Annotated in this window: 19 protein-coding genes; 9 read left to right on the top strand and 10 right to left on the bottom strand. The window is 33.7% G+C overall.

Going from position 1 to position 21,001, the window contains the following annotated elements:
* Positions 1-77: 77 nt before the first annotated feature.
* Positions 78-932 (bottom strand): 23S rRNA (adenine(1618)-N(6))-methyltransferase RlmF, encoded by an 855-nt coding sequence (gene rlmF, locus PI23P_RS08640; protein WP_004570426.1) that lies wholly within the window; start codon positions 930-932, stop codon positions 78-80.
* Between the two features lie 143 nt (positions 933-1,075).
* Positions 1,076-2,668: a bacillithiol biosynthesis cysteine-adding enzyme BshC gene (gene bshC / locus PI23P_RS08635; RefSeq protein ID WP_004570425.1), complete on the bottom strand. Its 1,593-nt coding sequence runs from the start codon at positions 2,666-2,668 to the stop codon at positions 1,076-1,078.
* Between the two features lie 203 nt (positions 2,669-2,871).
* Here bshC and PI23P_RS08630 point away from each other — a divergent pair, with 203 nt between their 5' ends.
* A complete protein-coding gene (locus PI23P_RS08630; protein ID WP_004570424.1) occupies positions 2,872-5,364 on the top strand; it encodes a M14 family metallopeptidase in 2,493 nt (830 codons plus the stop codon).
* 7 nt (positions 5,365-5,371) lie between these two features.
* Here the strand turns inward: PI23P_RS08630 and PI23P_RS08625 are convergent, their stop codons facing one another.
* On the bottom strand, positions 5,372-6,094 hold the full coding sequence (locus PI23P_RS08625) for a Dph6-related ATP pyrophosphatase (protein ID WP_004570423.1): 723 nt from the start codon (positions 6,092-6,094) through the stop codon (positions 5,372-5,374).
* A 553-nt stretch (positions 6,095-6,647) separates the two neighbouring features.
* On the opposite strand from PI23P_RS08625, the gene PI23P_RS08620 reads away from it, so the two are divergent.
* From PI23P_RS08620 to PI23P_RS08590, 6 genes are all read left to right on the top strand, one after another.
* Positions 6,648-7,211 carry a PAS domain-containing protein gene (locus tag PI23P_RS08620; RefSeq protein WP_004570421.1) on the top strand — a complete coding sequence of 188 codons (564 nt, stop codon included), beginning with the start codon at positions 6,648-6,650 and terminating at the stop codon, positions 7,209-7,211.
* Between the two features lie 168 nt (positions 7,212-7,379).
* Positions 7,380-8,201: a class I SAM-dependent methyltransferase gene (locus tag PI23P_RS08615; RefSeq protein ID WP_004570420.1), complete on the top strand. Its 822-nt coding sequence runs from the start codon at positions 7,380-7,382 to the stop codon at positions 8,199-8,201.
* 42 nt (positions 8,202-8,243) lie between these two features.
* A complete protein-coding gene (locus PI23P_RS08610) occupies positions 8,244-9,701 on the top strand; it encodes an FAD-dependent oxidoreductase (protein WP_004570419.1) in 1,458 nt (485 codons plus the stop codon).
* A gap of 68 nt (positions 9,702-9,769) precedes the next feature.
* On the top strand, positions 9,770-10,222 hold the full coding sequence (locus PI23P_RS08605) for a GNAT family N-acetyltransferase (RefSeq protein ID WP_004570418.1): 453 nt from the start codon (positions 9,770-9,772) through the stop codon (positions 10,220-10,222).
* 698 nt (positions 10,223-10,920) lie between these two features.
* Complete coding sequence (locus tag PI23P_RS08595) at positions 10,921-12,825, top strand: CocE/NonD family hydrolase (RefSeq protein WP_004570416.1); 1,905 nt, start codon at positions 10,921-10,923, stop codon at positions 12,823-12,825.
* Between the two features lie 15 nt (positions 12,826-12,840).
* Positions 12,841-13,320 (top strand): DMP19 family protein, encoded by a 480-nt coding sequence (locus tag PI23P_RS08590; protein WP_238300007.1) that lies wholly within the window; start codon positions 12,841-12,843, stop codon positions 13,318-13,320.
* A 39-nt stretch (positions 13,321-13,359) separates the two neighbouring features.
* Here the strand turns inward: PI23P_RS08590 and PI23P_RS08585 are convergent, their stop codons facing one another.
* Complete coding sequence (locus PI23P_RS08585; protein WP_004570414.1) at positions 13,360-13,746, bottom strand: pyrophosphohydrolase domain-containing protein; 387 nt, start codon at positions 13,744-13,746, stop codon at positions 13,360-13,362.
* A gap of 468 nt (positions 13,747-14,214) precedes the next feature.
* On the opposite strand from PI23P_RS08585, the gene PI23P_RS08580 reads away from it, so the two are divergent.
* Entirely contained in the window at positions 14,215-14,421 is a 207-nt protein-coding gene (locus PI23P_RS08580; RefSeq protein ID WP_004570413.1) for a hypothetical protein, read from the top strand.
* Between the two features lie 8 nt (positions 14,422-14,429).
* Here PI23P_RS08580 and PI23P_RS08575 read toward each other — a convergent pair whose 3' ends face one another.
* Genes PI23P_RS08575 through PI23P_RS08565 form a run of 3 tightly spaced genes read right to left on the bottom strand, consistent with a single transcriptional unit; the run spans position 14,430 to position 17,098 of the window.
* A complete protein-coding gene (locus tag PI23P_RS08575; RefSeq protein WP_004570412.1) occupies positions 14,430-15,194 on the bottom strand; it encodes a hypothetical protein in 765 nt (254 codons plus the stop codon).
* Positions 15,195-15,199: 5 nt separating this feature from the next.
* The gene (locus tag PI23P_RS08570) at positions 15,200-15,751 is read right to left on the bottom strand and encodes a DNA-3-methyladenine glycosylase I (RefSeq protein ID WP_004570411.1); all 552 of its coding nucleotides are present in this window, start codon (positions 15,749-15,751) and stop codon (positions 15,200-15,202) included.
* Positions 15,752-17,098: a M24 family metallopeptidase gene (locus PI23P_RS08565; RefSeq protein ID WP_004570410.1), complete on the bottom strand. Its 1,347-nt coding sequence runs from the start codon at positions 17,096-17,098 to the stop codon at positions 15,752-15,754.
* A 101-nt stretch (positions 17,099-17,199) separates the two neighbouring features.
* Here PI23P_RS08565 and PI23P_RS08560 point away from each other — a divergent pair, with 101 nt between their 5' ends.
* Entirely contained in the window at positions 17,200-17,634 is a 435-nt protein-coding gene (locus PI23P_RS08560) for a DUF6146 family protein (protein WP_004570409.1), read from the top strand.
* Here PI23P_RS08560 and PI23P_RS08555 read toward each other — a convergent pair.
* From PI23P_RS08555 to PI23P_RS08545, 3 genes are all read right to left on the bottom strand, one after another.
* Positions 17,631-18,119, bottom strand: a complete 489-nt coding sequence (locus tag PI23P_RS08555) for a dihydrofolate reductase (protein WP_004570408.1) — start codon at positions 18,117-18,119, stop codon at positions 17,631-17,633. The genes PI23P_RS08560 and PI23P_RS08555 overlap by 4 nt on opposite strands.
* 150 nt (positions 18,120-18,269) lie before the next feature.
* Entirely contained in the window at positions 18,270-19,094 is an 825-nt protein-coding gene (locus PI23P_RS08550) for a thymidylate synthase (protein WP_004570407.1), read from the bottom strand.
* A 146-nt stretch (positions 19,095-19,240) separates the two neighbouring features.
* On the bottom strand, positions 19,241-20,995 hold the full coding sequence (locus tag PI23P_RS08545; RefSeq protein ID WP_004570406.1) for a NupC/NupG family nucleoside CNT transporter: 1,755 nt from the start codon (positions 20,993-20,995) through the stop codon (positions 19,241-19,243).
* Between the last annotated feature and the right edge of the window lie 6 nt (positions 20,996-21,001).

Raw genomic sequence — 21,001 nt, 5'->3', positions numbered from 1 at the left:
AAATAGCTGTATGAAACGTGCCATTGAAAAAATATCAAATAGATTTATCTTTCTGTTTTCTGCTCAAAACCTAAACATTAGAATCTCCAACAAGCAATTCGCGTTACCTTATTTCCTTGCGTCATCGGGATTACTTTAAATTCAAGCGCTCCTAATTTTGCGGATGATTTCTGTAAACTCTCTATATTTTCCTTTTTAGAGACCAAACTTGTAAACCACTTACTTTTCTCTTTATACAATGAGCTTTCATATAAGTAGTTGTGCAAAAATGCTTTTTCTCCTCCGATATACCAAAGCTCATTGTTGTTTCCTGAAAAATTTCGAACGGTATTATTTCCTAAGTTTTTATTTTTACGCTTATTTGCTCCCTGTGCTTCTTCTGCAGATTTAAAAAAGGGTGGGTTGCACATCACGGCAGAAAAAGAATCCTCTTCTTTAATAATACCTTTCAAAATCTGACTCTCATTAGCTTGTTTTCGCAATTCAATCTTAGCACTTAAATTATTGTCATCTATAATATCCTGGGCAGTATCGAGTGATGCAAAATCAATATCTGAAGCGACAAAACTCCAATCATACTCAGCAACACCTAATAGTGGATAAATACAAGTAGCTCCCGTTCCAATATCTAAAATTTTTACATTTTTTTCTGTTGAAATCAAATCCGATAAATAGTGAACATAATCCAAACGACCTGGAATTGGTGGACATAAATTCTCTTTTGGAAAATCCCAGGTTGTTACTTTATCATATGAAAATAACAACGCTTTATTCAACTCTTTTACCGCTTCAGGATTTGAAAAATCGATGGTTATTACATCAAATTGATTTTTTGACACAAATGTTTTTAACTTTGAATTTATCTTGATTAATGCATCAAAATTATAGCCTGTATTGAACTTATTTTTTGGATGAAGATTTTTTTCTTTCATGATCTTTTTATTGAAATGCTTTTGAACTTTAAAATGGTACCAATAACAATAATATTGTCAATCCATTTTCAAAAGTTCAAATGTAGGGTATATAAGACAAAATTGCACTTATTTTAGAATGATAAAAAACAGCAAATTAAATTTTATAATTCCAACACCGTAAAGGTCAAATCTAAGGGATTTAATACTTCTTTTAACGCCTTTATAAACGCAGGACCGTAGGCTATATAATATTCTGAGAAATTAACTTGTCGCTCTTCTAAACTTTGATTAGGCAACAATTGATTTTGAAGTATCGTGATTCGATCAACAAGCTCTACCTGTCTCCTTTTTTCTGCTTTTAACAATCTTTTTTGAAGATTTTCAAGTCCTTTAAGCTGTTTTCGCTCTTGTGCATTCACAGCATTTACAAAAGAAATATCTGTTTTTTTAGCTACTTCTTTTAATTCAGAAAATTCATTTTTCAAATAGCGCATTTTGTCTTCAAAAGAGATTTCAATTTCAGAGTTTTCAATTACTTTTTTAGCCAATAAGGCGTGCTGCTTTTCAAACAAATCTGCATGTGAAACCGCTAGTTTGTCTAACTTTTTTTGTTGCTTTTCTGAAATTACCTGCACCGAATTTCGCAATAATAAAATTGGAAAGGGAATGTTTACTTTTTCAAAATAATCTTTCAGCTCGAGCCAGTATGCAATTTCTCCACCTCCACCAACATAACCAAGATTGGGTAAAATTACTTCTTGAAACAACGGCCTCATAATTACATTTGGCGAAAACGCCACCGGATTCTGCTCAACCTCTTTTAAAATTTCACTTTTAGAAAATTGAAGGCTCGTATTGTTTACTTTATACACGCCATCTTCATGCAGAATGCGTTCGCGCGAATTCTCACTCAAATAAAACAAATTAATATCTCTTGGATTTACTTGAATTTTATAATTTATTTCAAGCTTAGTGATGGTGTTAGAAACTTCTTTAAAAGAAGTTCCATTTTCCAATTCATCTTTTACAAATGGAATAAAAAGTTTCTTTAATTCAGCAGCATCTCCATCCAGAATTACCAGCCCGAATTCTTTGAATAAATCATTGGCAATATACCGCGTTGCAGCTGCCAAATTGTTGTGCTCTAAATAACCTTTAGAAAATAATTCTTTGAGGTAATTGGCATTTTTAGAATTGCCTAATTGACTTGCAAAAACTTCGAAGACATGCTCTAGTCCATCTGTAGAAAATCGCCCCACTGCACCCCCGTCATCGCGACTCCACTTTACTTTTTTCCCTTCAAAGTTAAAATAGTTAATTTCATCAAAATCATGATCTTCCGTTGCCATCCAGTAAATAGGAACAAAGTTATTCTCCGGAAACTTTCGACGCAACTCTTCCGATAAATTAATGGTAGAAATAATTTTATATAAAAAGTATAGGGGACCTGTAAACAAGTTTAATTGATGCCCTGTAGTGACTGTAAATGTATTTTGTAATTTTAAAAGATTGATGTTTTCTTGTGTTTTTTCAGAAACTTCAAATTGCGTGTATTGCTTTTTTAAAGCGTCTACTAACACCAATCTCGATTGGTGCGTAAAAGATTTTTCTTTCTCTTTAATCTGATTAGAAAAACCTCTACTATCAGGAAAGTTATTAAAAAACGGGTGCATCGCCTCTTTTTGCGCTACATAATCCAACATTGTTTTTGAGAAAAAGCCTGTATTTTTAAATGGAATTTGTGTTACTTTCATTTTTAGAATACAAATTTTAAGCTACAATCAGTTTCTGAAATAAGATTCATTTGTTTGTTTTAATTTCGCATAAAAATACAAATATTTTGTCTGCAGCCAACAACTTCGTCTCAATCTAACACACTTTTAACACGATCCAATTTCAATAGACACTAAAATTAAAAATATATTCTTATTTTTGATTTTAAAAATTACGTAAAAACATGAAAATTAAAGCACTTCTAAGTTTCCTTCTATTTACAGGAACAATTTTCTCCCAAACAATTAAATCCCCATCAGATTTTTTAGGGTATGAAATCGGTTCTCGATTTACAGTCCACCACAGAGTTGTAGACTATTTTGAATATGTAAGCAACTCTTTATCCAACGTTAAATTAGAAAAATACGGCGAAACAAATGAAAATAGACCGTTATATGTAAGCTACATCTCTTCTCAAGAAAATATCGATAATTTAGAAAGCATTAGAAATAATAATCTTTCCCAAATAAGAATTGCTAGCGGTGCCGCTACCAACAAAAAAGCAATTGTATGGTTGAGCTATAATGTTCACGGTAACGAAGCATCGAGCACAGAAGCAGCGATGTTAACCTTATATGAATTGGTAACTCACGAAAAGGCGTTGTTAGAAAATACAGTCGTTATTTTAGATCCTTGTGTAAACCCAGATGGCAGAGATCGTTATGTAAATTGGTACAATCAAGTAAAAAGTACGCCATTTAACGTAGATCAAAATGCAAAAGAACACTCAGAGCCTTGGCCAGGTGGAAGAGCAAATCATTATTTATTTGATTTAAATAGAGATTGGGCCTGGGTTACCCAAGTAGAATCCCAACAAAGAATCGCCATATATAATAAATGGATGCCACATGTACATGTTGATTTTCATGAACAAGGAATCAACAGCCCGTATTACTTTGCACCTGCTGCAGAACCTTTTCATGAAGTGATTTCTGATTGGCAGCGTACTTTTCAAATACAAATTGGAAAAAATCATGCCAAATATTTTGACTCAGAAGGTTGGTTGTATTTTACCAAAAAAAGTTTTGATTTATTATATCCAAGTTACGGCGATACCTATCCTACATACATGGGTGCAATCGGAATGACTTATGAGCAAGCAGGTAATGGAACTGCCGGCTTGGGAATACAAACGAATGAAGGAGAGATTTTAACCTTAAAAGACCGTGCAAAGCATCACATGACCACAGGGTTGTCTACGGTAGAAATTTCATCTAAAAATGCTGAGAAGTTAAACACTGAATTTAGAAAATTCTTTAACAATTCAAATTTGAATTACAAAAGCTACGTGTTAAAGAATGAGAATAGTGACAAAATAAATCGTTTAAAAAAACTTTTAGACACCCATGAAATTAAATATGAGAATGCAACAAGTGGTTCTGTAAAAGGATACAATTATAGCACGCAAGAAAATGGTAAGTTCACAGTAAACAACACCGATTTGGTAGTTCATACGAATCAACCCAAAGGAAAAATGGTAAAAGTGCTGTTTGAACCAAATGCAAAACTAACAGATTCTTTAACCTACGATATTACTGCTTGGTCTTTGCCCTATGCGCACGGTTTAAATGCAATTGCTTCGAAAACAAACGTGGATTCCTCTGAAAGTAAAAAACCCAATACCGATTTAAATTTGGCGGACACAAAAGCCTATGCCTACATCTCTAAATGGAATAGCATAGAAGATGCTACTTTTTTAAGCGCGCTGTTGCAACATAATATTGTTCCTCGTTTTACTGAAAAAGAATTTTCGGCGAATGGAAATTCTTTTAAGAAAGGAACTTTAATCATTTTAAGAAATGACAATAGAAATTTAGATTTTGACACAAAACTAATTGCAATCGCAAATAAGCACAAGCGAGGTTTAACTGCCGTTTCAACAGGTTTCTCACAGGCAGGTGTAGACTTTGGTGCGTATTCTGTAAAACCAATCAACCAACAAAAAGTTGCCGTTTTATCTGGAAAAACGACGTCTTCTTTAAGTTTTGGTGAAGTTTGGCATTTTTTTGAAACACAATTACAATATCCAATTACAAATATTAAGTCAGATGATTTTGCTTCTACTAATTTAAATAGCTATGATGTAATTGTGCTACCGAATGGTAATTACAAATCTCTTTTGAATAAAAATACGCTAGAAAAAGTAAAGAATTGGACACGTTCTGGAGGAACACTCATCGCGATGGGCAATGCTTTAAATAGTTTTGCTGATAAAGATGGATTTTCTCTAAAGACTAAAAAAGCAAATGACACATCCGATACAAAAGAGGACACTCAAAAGGACAATTTAACACCTTTTGAAATAAGGGAACGCGAACGTATTAGTAATTTAATTACGGGAAGTATTTTTAAAAGTACTTTAGACAATTCGCATCCATTAGCTTTTGGTTACGATACAACATACTTCTCTTTAAAATTAAGCGGAACCTCTTACCATTATTTAAAAGAGGGTTATAATGTTGGTTATTTTAGAGCCAATACAACGAATGTTTCTGGTTTTGCTGGAAGCAAAGCCGTGAAAGAAGTACCAAAATCTTTATTATTTGGTGTAGAACCAATGGGAAAGGGAAGTGTCGTTTACATGGTAGACAATCCGTTATTTAGAGCTTTCTGGGAAAACGGGAAACTTTTTGTTGCCAATGCTGTTTTTCTTTTGAACTCTGACACCTTAAAGTAAGAGGCCTTTAAATCAAATCACAATACCAAAATTGGGTATCGTGATTTGATTTTTCTTTTTTAAATTGCTGATTATTCTCTTTAGTATCCTGAAAGGTATGCGAGCGCAATACCTTTTTTCCTATTACAAAGTCGATTGGATTCTTAAAAATTGGTCCATCAAAAACAAAAGTATGGAACTCTCCATTTTCTCCACAAACATCTACATTTTCAGGTAAATCCTCTATAAATTGTAAGTCGATATATCTTCCCACGAATTCTTTACCTAATACTTTAGCGTTTACACAAACTGTTATTGCCTTGAAACCCACAACTAAAAACTCCTGTAGAATTTCTTTTGTATTTTGTTTCCACAGCGGATAGACCCCTGTAATCTGTGCTTCTGATAATTTTACATCTCTGTATGCCTTTAAATCTTCTAAAAAAATATCACCAAAAACCGAATGAGAATATCCTTTAACTACTAAAGAAGCTGTTGCCTCTCTCATAATTTCAGCATATTCATCCATTTCGACCTCTGCAGGAAATTCAATGGTTTTTAAATCAATTCCAATTGCCTCTACTTGTTTAAATAGTAACTCATTTCTCAGCCCATGCATAGAAATTCGATTAAAATCTTTGTTTATAGTCGTCACTAACAAGGCTACATTATATTTTGGATCTTGAAGCACTTTATAAAGTGCTAGCGCTGAATCTTTACCAGAGCTCCAATTACAATAAGTTTTTTTCATAAAAATAATTTTAATAAAAAATCTTAGTACCACAAAATTTATTGTTTATGTTTTTTGTGCACTGGAGAATTCCTAGAATAGTCTTATTCTTAAAACGCAGCTTTACTCTTTTTTATTGTAATTTTAGACAATGCTGCAATTTCACCCAAATACCCAATAATAGAAAATTGAAATTTCCGATCTTGAAGTTTTTTTAAACCAGACCTAAATAAAAAGATTTTTTTGCATGTTTTGCCAAATACATGCGTGAAATAATTGCCTAATTATAAAATAGCGTCTCCAATGCAATCGTAAATATAATGACTAAAAATAAAGTTCTTTATAAAATAAAAAAGGGATTACCATTTCTAAATAAATCCATTTAAACCAAATTATCAAGTAATCATTTATTTAATAAATGACTCTTATTTATCTCTAAAGAGCAGTAAAAGGCGCACAATTTTAAAAAAATATAAATAAAATGATACTTTAATGCCTCTAATTAAAACTTTAACACTCATTTCTGCAGATTTTTTTATAGCTTTGGAATCTAAAATTAATTGCATTCTAGCTGATGAAAAGTAATGTAGCAAACATGATGTGTTTAGATCTATTTATGAGCTCTCAAAATGCGCAAGATTCTGCGATTACTGAGAATTTTATTATCCCCTCAGAATGTATTCAACCAGCACTTGTTAGTTTCGATTTATACATTGATTCTTTCTCCATTGAAATCAATAAGTTAAATAGACAAAATGATATCAACACCATCAAAGATTTTGCTTATAAGTTTGAATGGATAGCCAACATCGATAAAATTTTTAAAGATGAAATTTTCGAAACTATTGTGCTTACCAATGAGCAACAAGAAATTCTCTGGGTAAATGACGGTTTTAAAAAAATGACAGGTTTTAACAAGAATTTTGCGTTAAAAAAGACCCCTTCCTTTCTCCAAGGTAAAAATACATGTCCGAAAACAAGAGCAAGAATTCGGGAAAAAATAAATAATAACGAGCCCTTCAAAGAGGTTGTTATCAACTATCGCCAAGACAAGTCTGCCTACAAATGCGAAATTAAAGTATTTCCTTTATTTAACGAACACTCAACACACTATATCGCTTTAGAAAAGGTTGTTTAAAATTGCTAAATTCTTTTTCGAGTAATAAAAAGACAGTGGTTTTAAGGCTTCCTTGAATTGGTTTATCCAATAATGAAAGACATTTTATCAATAGTATTCATAAAAAATTGAGTGGTATGCTCTAAAGCCATTTTTAATTTAGTTACTTTTATTTCTTAAATATTTAAGGTGAAAAACAAAAATCTTATTAGCAAAGAATTAGATGATTTTTACAACAAAGCTTCCGAGGAAACCAGACTTGAAAAGGGAATGGGGATTTTTGAATTTGAACGTATTAAAGATCTTATAACACAACAAATAGCAACACAAAACGCGACCATTATTGATGTTGGTGGTGGAACTGGAAAATATGCCGAATGGCTTTCAAAAAATGGTCATACTGTGCATTTGGTAGAACCTGTTCTAAAACACATAAAACTTGCTGAAAAACGAGCCAAAAAGCTAAAAAAACCATTCTCTGTAACTCTTGGAGAAGCCAAAAAATTACCTTTTGAAGACAATACTGCAAATTTGGTAATTTTACACGGTCCTTTATACCACTTGCAAAAAAGAGAAGACAGAGTCGCAGCAATTTTAGAAGCAAAAAGAGTTTTAAAAAAAGGTGGAATCATTTTGGGATTTGCGATTAATGCAACAGCCTCAACCGTTGTTGGTTTGATGAATGGAATGCTGCATGCAAACTCATTTTTTGAAATGTGCAAAGCAGAACTTACGACAGGAATTCACAATGCACCCAAAGACTTTCCTTTTTTATTAGCAGACGCTTTTTACCACAAACCCACAGATCTTAAAGCTGAATTTTTGGAACAAAACTTGCAGCTCATCAATATTTTTGCCGTAGAGGGAATGATCTGGTTAGACCACGAATATTTTGCAAATATGGTGGATAAGAAAAAATCTAGAACCCTAAAGGCATTGCAAGATCTTACTCAAAATGACGAATATCTGCTCCCTTTTAGTCCCCACATGATGATTGCAGTAAGAAAATAATTGTGTTTTTTTCTAAACTCAAAGTAGAAGAAACAAAAATAATTGGAAAAAGATAAAAACAAAGAGCATCACTGGATTGCCTGTCAAGATTGTAAAGGCATGGGTAAGAAGAGGAAGCGCATTCCTAAGAAAACCCGTGTGCAATACCAAAAAGCTTTGGAACAATTTGAGACATCAGGTAATACTTGCGTACTTCCAGAAAAACCCAAAGGACACCCTTATGCGTGCCCTTTTTGTGGTGGATCTGGATTGATTACAACCAACACTCCTAATTTAGCAGATCACAAAAACTATCCACACATTGCCATAATTGGAGGCGGAATAGGCGGTGTTGCGTTGGCCGTTGCTTGCTTGCACCGGGGTATTCCATTTACGCTCTATGAAAGGGATTCTAGTTTTAATGCGCGATCTCAAGGCTATGGTCTTACTTTGCAGCAAGGGAGCAAAGCACTTGCTGGATTGGGTATTGTTTCCTTAAAAGCGGGAATTACTTCTACAAGACACGTGGTGCACACCCAAGAGGGAAAAATTATCGGAGAGTGGGGAATTCGAAAGTGGGGTCGATCGAAAACAAAGACGATAGCAAAAAGGAAGAACATACACATTGCAAGGCAAGCACTCCGCTTGGCTTTACTAGAGCAACTTGGTGGACACACAGCTGTACAATGGGAACACCAACTTCACAGTTTTAGTGAATCTAAACAAGGTGATATGAACTTAAGTTTTCAAGTAAATCATGAGATTAAACACATAAAAGCAGACCTTATCGTAGGTGCTGACGGCATTCGAAGTACTGTTCGAAAAAGAATAACGAGTACAGACACTACACCTTTGCAGTACCTCGATTGTATGGTGATTTTAGGGATTTGTCGCTTAGAGCGTATCACAGACGTTGACCGTTGCTTACTAGATTCTGCCACCGTATTTCAAACAGCAAATGGGAATGAACGAATTTATATGATGCCCTATGACTCCGATTCAATAATGTGGCAACTCAGTTTTCCTATCGCAGAAGAAGAAGCAAAGATACTCAGTACTCAAGGACCAGAAGCACTCAAAAAAGAAGCTTGTAGAAGAATTCAATGGCATGATCCTATTCCACAAATTTTAGCAGCGACTCAAGAAGCACAAGTTTCTGGTTACCCTGCATATGATCGAGCACTTCTTACAACTGAAATACTAGAAAAGGCAAACAAAAGCACACTTATTGGAGATGCTGCACATCCCATGAGTCCTTTTAAAGGGCAAGGTGCAAATCAAGCCCTACTAGACGCATTATCACTCGCTAGAGAAATTACAAGAGGATGCTATTCTAAAACTGCATGGAAAGCTGTTGGCATTCGAAAAAGCGTCTTGCATGCTTTTGAAACAGAAATGCTGGCTCGCAGTTCCTCAAAAGTGCAGCATTCTGCTGAAGCTGCATCATTATTACATACAGACATTATTTTACGCGAAGGAAACGGTCCAAGAGGAAAACACCGAATAATGGAAAAAAAATAGAATTTCACTTAATTCAAGCAATAAAAAAGTAACATCGGGACTTTTAAACTCTTTCAATAAAGTATTAGATGATTCAAAAATTAAACAATAATAGCCACGAAATCGCAAAAAAAATACGCGTAGTCTTCCAAGCTTCTTACAAAATAGAAGCGAAACTCTTAGGTGCTAAAGATTTTCCTCCATTAAAAAGACCTCTTAAAAATTATATGGAGAGTCAAAATGATTTTTATGGATACTTACAAAACCATGAATTGGCTGCAGTAGTCGAAATTGAACATACAAAAACCCATACACGTATCAAAAGTTTAGTGGTTGCTCCCTATTTTTTCAGACAAGGAATGGCAAGTAAATTGGTACAATTTACTTTTAACTCCTATAACTCACCCTTATTTATAGTTGAAACTGGCGCTGCCAATCTTCCAGCTACTGCCTTGTATACAAAATTTGGTTTTGTAGAAATTCTACAATGGGATACTGACTTTGGAGTTAGAAAGGTGAAATTTAAAAAAACCACAATGTAGAACAAATAAAATCTAAAAAATAGCACACCTTGCAAACAGCAATTCTATTTACTGTTTTTAAAACTACTGCCCTTTCCTCCCCTTTTCAGAGCTCTACTCACTTTCTTTTTTCTCCAACAAATAAGATCTACCCTATTATTTAAAACAAGAATTATATCTTCCTTTAGATCTCTTAAAATAGCTGTCTGTTTGATTTTTTTTAACTTGAAAAAGGCACTCCTTTCCGGAATGATTCTACAATTGCTCACAATGGCTGCTCCCCTATTCCAAGGACTAACATGTCTGCTTTCTAAAATTCTAAAATAGTTGGAAATAATTGATCCAAATATTAATCATTATGTGTTACACATCTTAAAGTTTTTTAAATACACGCTATCAGAGCGGGTCTAAAAGTTGAATGGTCAACGGCAATATCTTTACTAAATAACATCTCATTCCTCTCAACTGGGCATCTGTTCTTGCTTGTTTGTAATAGGGAACGTTTTGGTTAATGGGTCTCTTTTAATCTGCTCTAAACCAAAGAAAATGAATAGAAAATCGGATTAGTATCAGCACTTCTGACTATTTTATAAAAAATTAAAAAAATACACCAATCGAATTAATTTACGGCGAGATACGTCTTTCTATATTTTAACAAAAGATTCTTCACCAACTCTAATTTCTTTTGTAAATTTATCCATAAAAAGCAACACATCATTATGAAAAAAGGTTTTTTACTGTTATTAATTCACGCTTTTATATTCACTTCTTGTTCTGACAAAAAGGAGAATATGGAAACTTTTGTCTTTGATAATTACACAAAAAAAGAAGTAAATATTGTAATGAGAGATGGTATAAAGCTACACACTACGATTTACACTCCTAAAGATAAAAGTAGAACATATCCCATTTTAATGCAAAGAACCCCATATAGCGCTGGTCCTTACGGTGTAGGTAATATGAAAACCAAAATCGGACCGAACATACACTTAATGAAAGAAGGTAATATTGTGGTATATCAAGATGTTCGTGGACGCTGGATGAGCGAAGGCGTGTATGACAACATGCGTGCGTATCTTCCAAATAAAAAAGCAACGGAAGCAGATGAAGTTTCTGATACCTATGACACCATCGATTGGTTGGTCAACAATATTAAAAACAACAATGGAAATGTAGGAACTTGGGGAATCTCTTATCCTGGACATTACGCGACTATTTCTGCCATCGATGCCCACCCTGCATTAAAAGCTGCATCTCCACAGGCTTGCATAGGTGATTTCTTCTTTGATGATTTTCATCATAATGGTGCCTTTTTATTAAGTTACTTTAGAGCAATCTCGCTATTTGGAACTTATAAAGACACACCGACGGATAGCGCTTGGTATTCGTTTCCTGAAATGAATTCAAATGACCAATATCAATTTTTCTTAGACAAAGGTCCTTTAAAAAACTTAACGGAATATTTTCAATATGATAAACTCGATATAAAAAAAGAGGGAAACAAAGAACAGATTGACGATTTTTTCTGGAAAGAAATTGTAGAACATCCAAATTATGACAGTGTCTGGAAGAGTAAAGGAATTATTCAGCATTTAAATAAAGTTCCAGCTTCCGTAGCAACCATGGTTGTAGGTGGCTGGTTTGATGCAGAAGATTTATACGGACCTTTAGAAACCTACAAAGCCATCGAGAAAAATGGAAAAGAAAACTACAATACCTTAGTTTTTGGACCCTGGGATCACGGTAAATGGGCTCGAAACACCGTTGAAAACTATGTTGGAAACTACTATTTTGGTGATTCCATCTCTTTAAAGTTTCAATCAGAAATTGAAACAAAGTTTTTTAATCATTTCTTAAAAGGCAAAGGAGATAAAAATACAGGATTGCCAGAAGCCTATGTTTTTGATTCTGGAAAAAAAGAATGGAAGTCCTATGACGCTTGGCCACCAAAAGATGTGGTAAAAGAAAATTGGTTTTTATCAAAAGATCAAAAATTAGTTTCCACACAACAGCGAACCACATCAATACGCTTTGTTAGCGACATAAAACATCCAGTACCCTATTCTGAGGATATTAAAACTGTTTTTACGCCAAGAAAATACATGACAGATGACCAACGTTTTGCGGCAAGAAGACCTGATGTTTTGGTTTTCGAAACACCGAATTTAGAGGAAGACTACACATTAGCAGGTGATATTTTAGCAAAATTACAAGTAGCTACTACCGGTACCGCTGCAGATTGGATTGTAAAAGTTATTGATGTACACCCATCAAATCTTAAAGAGAATAATGATAAATTACAAGATCATTTAAAAATGAGCAACTACCACTTAATGGTGCGTAGTGAGGTTTTAAGAGGTCGCTTTAGAAACAGTTTTGAGTTTCCAGAACCTTTTGCACCCAACTCAAAAACAGCCGTTGAGATAAAACTACAAGATGTATTTCACACCTTTAAAAAAGGACATAAAATACAGATACAAGTGCAAAGTACTTGGTTTCCTTTGATCGATTTAAATCCACAAACCTATGTAGACAACATCTTCAAAGCAACAGAAAAAGATTTTAAAACTCAGACGCATACGGTTTTCACGGACTCTAGTATTGAGTTTTCTGTATTAAAATAACAAAAACTAATTAATTTGATTCAACCTTCAAAAATGAGCTCAACGGAAATTGCACTTCTACTAAATGATGATGCCGAAAAAATAACACGGATTGGGGAAATCATCGGAAAAAAAATCTCTAAAAAGGATGACTTTCGCAATCTAAATAATTGCGAAAAAACTTTTATTTATTTAGATGTTTTAGAACACAATGTAACCAATGGTGGCTTTATTCAATTCTTTTTTAATTCTTCTGGTCAGTTTGCACACGAAATTTTTCATGCATATATGGAAATAAAAGCCGAAAAAACAATCGAAATTCTTACAGAAGCCATTCATCTATTTCCAGAAATACCGGTTCCTAAGAACTTGAGAATACGACAAGAAATACTAATGGAAAAAGACTCTAACATTGATTTATGGGACGCTTTAGATACCGAATTTTATAAATGTGAAGATGATATTATAAAGCTTACACTTAAATTTGTAAGAGAAAACCTTTCTCAATTTGATTAAAAAAAACTTCTCCGTTTGAGAAATATTTCAGCTTTTAAATTATTCTTCTAAAATTTCTGAAATATTTGGTTTGAAATAGTTCGGTCCTTTTAAGACTTTACCATCTGCTCTATAAATAGGTTTGCCATCAGTTCCTAATTTACTCATATTACTTCTTTGAATTTCGTTAAATATGGCCTCCATCTTATCTTGCATACCGTGCTCTATAATCGTTCCACACAAAAGGTAAAGCATGTCTCCCAACGCATCTGCAACCTCTATTAAATCGTTGTTTTCTGCAGCTTCTAAGTACTCTTCATTTTCTTCCTTCATCAAATTAAAACGAAGTCTATTTCGCTCTTTACCGATATTTGCAATTGGAGTTGTATTCATATTTATTTTAAAAGCAGTGTGAAATTCTGTAACTGCCGAAATTTTATTTTTCATTCTAATCTATTTTTAATTAAGGTCTCTATTTTATTACTCAAACCGACATTCATTTTAAAACAATTGCAGTACATCGAATACATTTTCTGAATTCTTTTAATGTAAAACAGTGACAACAGATTCATTTCTTCAAACGGCCTAATTTATTTTTTTAAGTTGCCTAAATTATCTATATAAAATGATACCTTTTTACCATTTTGCAAATCCTTAAATAATGTCAATTCTGCTCACTAATCTTCTTTTTGAATTGCTTCTCAAGAACTTACAAGCTTCCAGATAATAGCTATCAGTACCCCTCCTTAAATCGTATTTCTTTTAATACTTTTTCAATACAGAAGTTGACCCAAAAATGTCGACATTCTTCAATAAATTTGTAATTTTGCTAAAATATTTAGATTTACAAGATATTAAAAATTACAAACTAATTTCATCAAAAGTCTATCATTCACAACTTATAAAAAATAAAATATGTTTTTAGGTGCTTATTTCACGACAGGTAGAATTATTTTTATGATTTTCTTTATAACTGCGTTTATTGCTTTAATGATTTACAGCTACAGAAAAGACATTCCAAATCACCAACGATACTATAAACAAGCGGGTATAAAAGTACTTTTTTATGGGGGGTTGATTGTTGCCGTTTTTGTGGCAATTCGATTGATTTTTGGGAGTTAAAAAAAACGCTATTTTTTCACTAGCTTTTTAATATTTTGAACTCTGCGCCAAACAACTTTATGTCTTTGTGTATAGAAAAAAAAGCAACCGACGTCTAATAGGAAATAAAATAAGCTAATACCACTTGGGGGATTATTACTCGGTAGAAAGGTAAAAAAATCAAAGCCAATCGACGGCCAACTCCAGGCACCAAATGCTGTTCCTCCGATCTCTAAGATCGCTACTAAAAGATACATAGCAAAGAAGAATACGCGGTCTTTTGGTCTTCTCCAGAGGAGCATAAAAATAATAAAAGTCATTACAAAGCCGAAAACATCATTAAAAAATAGCACATATATTGTTGCTAATAAAAGAGTAATAAGTACCAATATGCCCTCCACTGCCTTGTGATGTTTTCTCACGACGCTGGCTTTACTAAACATAAATATTCTACCGTACAAAGCCGCATGACCAAAAGGAACATAAAGCGGTATGTTCTCCAATCTATAAGTGTACATACCCAATGCTCTAGAAAATAAATATTCGCCAGCAAATCCGATAAGCACCGCATATAACATCAACTCTTTTAACCTTGGAGTTGCTCTGTAATACATTCCCAAAAAACCAATACCCATGAATATATTTATGGGTATCTGAGAATTTAAAACGTGTTCTGTAAAATAAAGACTGTCAAAAAAAAGAACAAAAACAAAACATATGAAAATGCCTATTCTTCGATTGAAAAGAAAAAAAATGGCCTTTAAATCTTCAGTTGAAACTGTTTTAATTTTCATTTTTTCTAAAATTTAAAACAATCTGTAGTGTGATCTTTCACCAAACCCACAGCCTGCATATACGCATATACGGTGGTGGGTCCCATAAATTTAAACCCTAACTTTTTTAAATCTTTAGAGATTACTTTTGACAATACTGTGGATGCTGGCACCGCTAAAGCATTCTCAAATGTATTAAGAATCGGTTTTCCTAAAACGTATGCCCAAATAAATTTAGAGAAAGATCCGTATTCCTTTTGCACTGCCATAAAACAGTGTGCATTTGTTATGGCACTTCTTATCTTTAAACTATTTCGTATAATACCGCGATCTTGCATTAAAAGTTTATACTTTTCTTCTGTATATTTTGCTATTTTTTGACAATCGAAACCATCGAAAGCAATTCTAAATTGTGCTCTTTTATTTAAAATTGTACTCCAACTTAATCCTGCTTGAAAAGTTTCTAAAATTAAAAATTCAAAAAGTATTTGATCGTTAAAAACAGGTGCTCCCCATTCCTTGTCGTGATATTCAATACACAAAGAATTTTCGGAAACCCAAGAACACCTGTTTTTCATTTATTTTGATTTGATTGGTTTTATTTCAGTTTGCCTTTCATTTATGTATTCAAAAGTGGTATCACCAAAAAAACCAGCCTCTTCTAGCATAATTCGAATGTCTTTGTTCCATTCTTTTATGGCAACCGTGGTATTTAATTCAATAGCATATGCTGTGTTTTTATGCAGCGGATATGCTCCATTAAAAGGAACTCCATTTTGAGCATCCCACATGCCAATTGTAGTTCCAGCACTGTGTCCATATTTTCCCAAAGGATGCGTGTAAATGGAAGGCATTAAACCCTCTTCTCTACCCTGAACTAAAGATTTTTTCAGAATTTCGTTTCCTGTAAGACCTAGGCGCATATTATTTGTCAGAATATCTTGAACCCTATTTCCTTTTTTAAATGCTTCTTTCAAAAAAATAGGAACTTCATTTTCTTCCTCTTTTAAAACATAGGCATGTTGTTGGCAGTCTGTATTTAAGCCAATATAAGTAATGCCAAAATCACAATGCAACAAATCTCCTTTTTGAATCGTTTTTTCTTGTTCACCTTTGGAAAAAGACGCAATCTGAGACCTTAGAGCTTCCACATCTCTTTGCACATCTACTGTAGGATGAAACCAGGTTTGCAGCCCTAAATCTGTAACTTTTTGGCGCATAAACCAAACCACATCATCCGTTGTAGTTTTTCCAGTTTCTATGACCTTAGCAGAAAATGCTTCGTCTATAATATCATGCGTAATTGTTGCCAATTTTCGAAAGAGTTTTAGCTCCATTGCAGTTCTCGTTTCGATCCAACCAATTCCCAGTTTTTCTGCAGAGACTAATTTATTTTGATATGCAATAGGAAGATTTTCAAACAGCGCATCGTACTCTGTTTTCACTAAGCCATCTGCCAATGCAAAATACTTAGACATATTAATCCCTATTTTGTCAGGATTTCTCTCTTTAATAATCTCCGCTAACGCTTTCCATTGATTTGGCTCTTTTTCCTTATTCCAAGCAGATTGAATACTTTTTCCAATATCATACCTGGCTACTGCAATTCTCTCTAAAGTATTTTTACTTTTATCCCTAAAAAAAACAATAATAGTTCTTCTCCTTGCATGTAACCATGTTGCTGGCAGCATTGTTTTTAGAATAGGATCTTCATTGTATTCTCTAGAAATTAATAACCACATATCAATATCCGAATCGTCCATTAATTGTGGTAATAGGTTTGTAAACCTGTCTTCTAAAATCTTATCTTTTAAAACCGCTCTTTCCTGCTCTGTAAGAATGTTATATTCTGTTGTAATTTCCTGTGTCTTTTGACAAGAAAAACAGAAGCAAACAATCGCCATTAATGCTATTTTTTTATTCATAATACGGTGATTTCACATTTTAAAAATAATGTTAAAAGAATTAAAAACCTACCCATTTTGGAATAATCTTTGCAACTTTAGTCGTACCAAATTACCTGATTATGAAATCATTAAAAATGTTGCTTTTTGTCTTATCTGCCAGTTTGCTTCTTTGGGCTTGTGGTTCATCTGCCATAAATAAAACAAAAACACCTACCGAGGAGCCTGTAGTCATTGCTAACGATAGTTTAGAGTATCGAATTATAATAATTGATATTGGTTTTACTGCGTATTTAGCTGGTATTGCAAAACCTGAAGGATTCTACAGTCAAAGTTATATGGAAGCTAGAAATATATTTTGGGTTCAAAATTGGAACCGAAGAGCACTAAGCCCAACTCGCTATAATCAAGCTATTTATGAAAACAGGATCGATTATCAAGCTGGAATAGATTATGGTTACGAGGTAAACTACAAGCTTTTTAACTACTTTCTCTTCGCACAAAGAAAGTATAAAATGAATTTAGGAGGTGGTTTTAGAACCGATCGATACAATTAAATTTTTTGATAAGAAATAAAACTATAGTCAAACTCATTTTTATCATCTGCTTTGAAGGACTCTCTTTTTGTTTCTTTCCAAATCTTGGTATCTATTTCTGGAAAATAAACATCAGCATCAAAGACCTCATGCACTAATGTCACATCTAATTGATCTGCTAAATTTTTAGCAATTGTTTCTTTGTAAATTTGGGCACCACCAATAATGAAAATTTGCTCCTGTTCTTTTGCCAATTCGATTGCTTCCTCCAAACTACCAGCGATTAGACACCCTTCTTTAAAATAACTTTTATTTCTTGTGATTATTATAGTAGTTCTATTTGGCAATGGCCTTCCTATGGACTCAAATGTGTTTCTACCCATTAAAATATAATGGCCTGTAGTGACCTTTTTAAACCTTTTTAAGTCTGCTGACAAACTCCAAATCAAATCATTATTTCTTCCGATAGCTTTATTTTCTGCTACTGCAGCTATTACTGTAATCATATAATAAAAATATTTTAGACAAAAATAAGAGAAATGAATACAGCTTTCAAGTTTTTTAAATAATTTACAAAAAAAATGCTCTTTATATTTCTCAATAAAACGATATAAAATCCTGCCGAAAGTAGGATTCAGTTTTTAACAACACTACCTCTAAATCGCTACCTTACCTTTAATGTGAGGGTGTGGATTGTACTCTAATAATTCAAAATCTTCAAAGGTGAAGTTTTCAATATCTTCAATGGCCGCATTTAGCTTCATTTTTGGCAATGGCCTGATCTCTCTAGATAATTGCAGCTCTAATTGTTCGATATGGTTGTTATAGATATGAGCATCTCCAAAAGTGTGAATAAACTCTCCTGCCTCATAACCACAAACTTGCGCCATCATCATTGTAAACAGTGCATAACTTGCAATATTAAAAGGCACTCCTAAAAAAATATCTGCACTTCTCTGGTACAACTGACAAGACAGCTTTCCATCCGCCACATAGAACTGAAAAAAAGCATGACAGGGAGGCAATGCAGCCTTCCCATTTGCTACGTTATCCGAAAAACTTGCGGCTGTATCTGGCATTACTGACGGATTCCAAGCGGCCACCATCATTCTTCTAGAATTTGGGTTTGTTTTTAAGGTGGTTATTACCTCTTTTAGTTGATCGATATCATCACTATTCCAATTCCGCCATTGATGGCCATAAACAGGACCTAAATCCCCATTTTCATCTGCCCAGGAGTTCCATATTTTAACACCGTTATCCTGCAAATATTTGATATTTGTATCTCCTTTTATGAACCAAAGCAACTCATAAATGATTGATTTTAAGTGTAATTTCTTAGTGGTTACCATCGGAAAACCTTCACTCAGATCAAAACGCATTTGATAACCAAAAACACTTTTTGTTCCGGTTCCTGTTCGATCTCCTTTTTCATTTCCGCTCTCTAGAACATGTTTTACTAAATCGTGATATTGCTTCATTTTGATATGTATAATTGTGTATTTGTTTACATGATAAACCGGACGCATGTAAAATTAAAAAAGCTTTGATCCTATTTTTAGAAGCTTACTTTATACTATATGAAATTTATTAATGCTCATTCAGAAGTATTTAAAGCAACGCACCACTAGCCTATAATCATACCTGCGATAGTTGCAGACATTAAAGAAGCAACTGTACCTCCAATTAGCGCTTTCATTCCAAATTCTGATAATGTTTTCCGCTGCCCTGGTGCTAAAGAACCTATTCCCCCTATTTGAATACCAATAGAGGCAAAATTTGCAAAACCACAAAGCATATAGGTCGCCATTATAATTGATTTATTATAAGCCAAATGTGTAGCACTTGCCACATCCTTTAATTCTGCCAACTGAATGTAACCAACAAACTCGCTGGCTGCTAATTTAATTCCTAACAACTGCCCCATAAGGGTCATATCTACTGTTGGCACCCCTATCAACCACATTAGAGGAGCAAAAGCATATCCTAAAATAAACTCTATAGATAGTCTATCATAAGTAGTGTTTGATGCAATTACTTCATTTAAATGTGTCAAACTTCCAATCAAATCTAAACCTCCATTAAGCATCGCAATCACTGCCACAAAAACCAACAACATTGCACCAACATTTACTGCTAAACGCAAACCTTCTGTGGTACCATTCGCAACTGCATCTAAAATATTAGAACCTATCTTTTCTTGAGAAACAGTAACATCTGTGTTTACATCTTCTGTCTGAGGATATAAAATTTTAGAGATTACAATAGCGCCAGGGGCCGCCATGACAGAAGCTGCAAGCAAATGTTTGGCAAAAACCAATTCTAACTCTTTATCTCCACCTCCTAAAAACCCTATATAAGCAGCCAAAACAGCACCTGCAACCGTTGCCATTCCGCCAATCATTACCAAGAGCATTTCAGACTTGTTCATCTTTTCTAAATAGGCCTTAATTAGCAAAGGTGCCTCTGTTTGCCCTAAAAAAATATTCCCTGCAACAGACAAACTTTCCATCCCAGAAATACCTAAAAACTTTGAAAGTACGATCGCCAAAACCTTTACAATCCATTGGATAACGCCTAAATAAAATAATAAAGAAGTCAATGCTGAAAAGAAAATAATGGTGGGTAACACTTGAAAGGCAAAAATATATCCAAATGAATCCATATCAGAGATCAAACCTGCAAACAAAAACGAACTTCCCGCTTTTGTATATTCTAAAATTTCTATGAAAAGCTTTCCCACTAATTCAAAGGCATTCTGGATTAGAGATATTTTCAAAACACCTACGGCAATTACGATTTGTAAAGACAAGCCAATAGCAACTCTTTTCCAATTAATTGCTCTTCTATTAGCACTGAATAAAAATGCAATTACGATCAATGAAAACATTCCTAAAACCCCTCTCCAAAAACTTGTAAAGGTAAAGTTTGAGCTTGGAATAATTTGAGCTTCCTCTGCATCCAGTAGTGGCTTTTTCAGTGTTGCCATTGGAACTAATAAATCCTCTTTATTTTCTGAAAGTTTTGAATCTAAAGCTTTTTGCAATGAAAAATAATAGGTTACTGCCCCCTCTGAAATCACTAAACGAGCAGGCTCAAAAGAAATAATATTAAAATATCTTAACTCTTCTTTTGGCTTTTGATGGTGTAAAATAAGCAAGTTCTGTTGCTTGATATAGGTTCCCGAAGTGACACTATCTTCACCAACTGCTGAGAATTCAAATTTCCCATCTTCCAATGAAAACACTTGAGATGCTACTAATCGCGGTAAAGACGTTGCTGTTGTATTTAGAATACTGTCAATCTTCCAATCTTGCGCTATGTTTTGCCCAACGAAATTTAATGAAATAAGACAAAAGATAGTTAAACATAAATTCTTCATAAATTA

This window comes from Polaribacter irgensii 23-P (assembly GCF_000153225.1).
GTDB lineage: Bacteria > Bacteroidota > Bacteroidia > Flavobacteriales > Flavobacteriaceae > Polaribacter > Polaribacter irgensii.
The sequence above is the reverse complement of the archived record's forward strand: the minus strand, read 5'-3'. Positions and strand labels throughout refer to the sequence as shown.

Coding starts and splice junctions, on each gene's coding strand:
- PI23P_RS08580 (WP_004570413.1), top strand. CDS start 14,215: ATGTTTTTAGGTGCTTATTTCACGACAGGTAGAATTATTTTTATGATT.
- PI23P_RS08605 (WP_004570418.1), top strand. CDS start 9,770: ATGATTCAAAAATTAAACAATAATAGCCACGAAATCGCAAAAAAAATA.
- PI23P_RS08620 (WP_004570421.1), top strand. CDS start 6,648: ATGAAAAGTAATGTAGCAAACATGATGTGTTTAGATCTATTTATGAGC.
- PI23P_RS08560 (WP_004570409.1), top strand. CDS start 17,200: ATGAAATCATTAAAAATGTTGCTTTTTGTCTTATCTGCCAGTTTGCTT.
- PI23P_RS08575 (WP_004570412.1), bottom strand. CDS start 15,194: ATGAAAATTAAAACAGTTTCAACTGAAGATTTAAAGGCCATTTTTTTT.
- PI23P_RS08625 (WP_004570423.1), bottom strand. CDS start 6,094: ATGAAAAAAACTTATTGTAATTGGAGCTCTGGTAAAGATTCAGCGCTA.
- PI23P_RS08570 (WP_004570411.1), bottom strand. CDS start 15,751: ATGAAAAACAGGTGTTCTTGGGTTTCCGAAAATTCTTTGTGTATTGAA.
- PI23P_RS08565 (WP_004570410.1), bottom strand. CDS start 17,098: ATGAATAAAAAAATAGCATTAATGGCGATTGTTTGCTTCTGTTTTTCT.
- rlmF (WP_004570426.1), bottom strand. CDS start 932: ATGAAAGAAAAAAATCTTCATCCAAAAAATAAGTTCAATACAGGCTAT.
- PI23P_RS08595 (WP_004570416.1), top strand. CDS start 10,921: ATGAAAAAAGGTTTTTTACTGTTATTAATTCACGCTTTTATATTCACT.
- PI23P_RS08555 (WP_004570408.1), bottom strand. CDS start 18,119: ATGATTACAGTAATAGCTGCAGTAGCAGAAAATAAAGCTATCGGAAGA.
- bshC (WP_004570425.1), bottom strand. CDS start 2,668: ATGAAAGTAACACAAATTCCATTTAAAAATACAGGCTTTTTCTCAAAA.
- PI23P_RS08630 (WP_004570424.1), top strand. CDS start 2,872: ATGAAAATTAAAGCACTTCTAAGTTTCCTTCTATTTACAGGAACAATT.
- PI23P_RS08585 (WP_004570414.1), bottom strand. CDS start 13,746: ATGAAAAATAAAATTTCGGCAGTTACAGAATTTCACACTGCTTTTAAA.
- PI23P_RS08550 (WP_004570407.1), bottom strand. CDS start 19,094: ATGAAGCAATATCACGATTTAGTAAAACATGTTCTAGAGAGCGGAAAT.
- PI23P_RS08545 (WP_004570406.1), bottom strand. CDS start 20,995: ATGAAGAATTTATGTTTAACTATCTTTTGTCTTATTTCATTAAATTTC.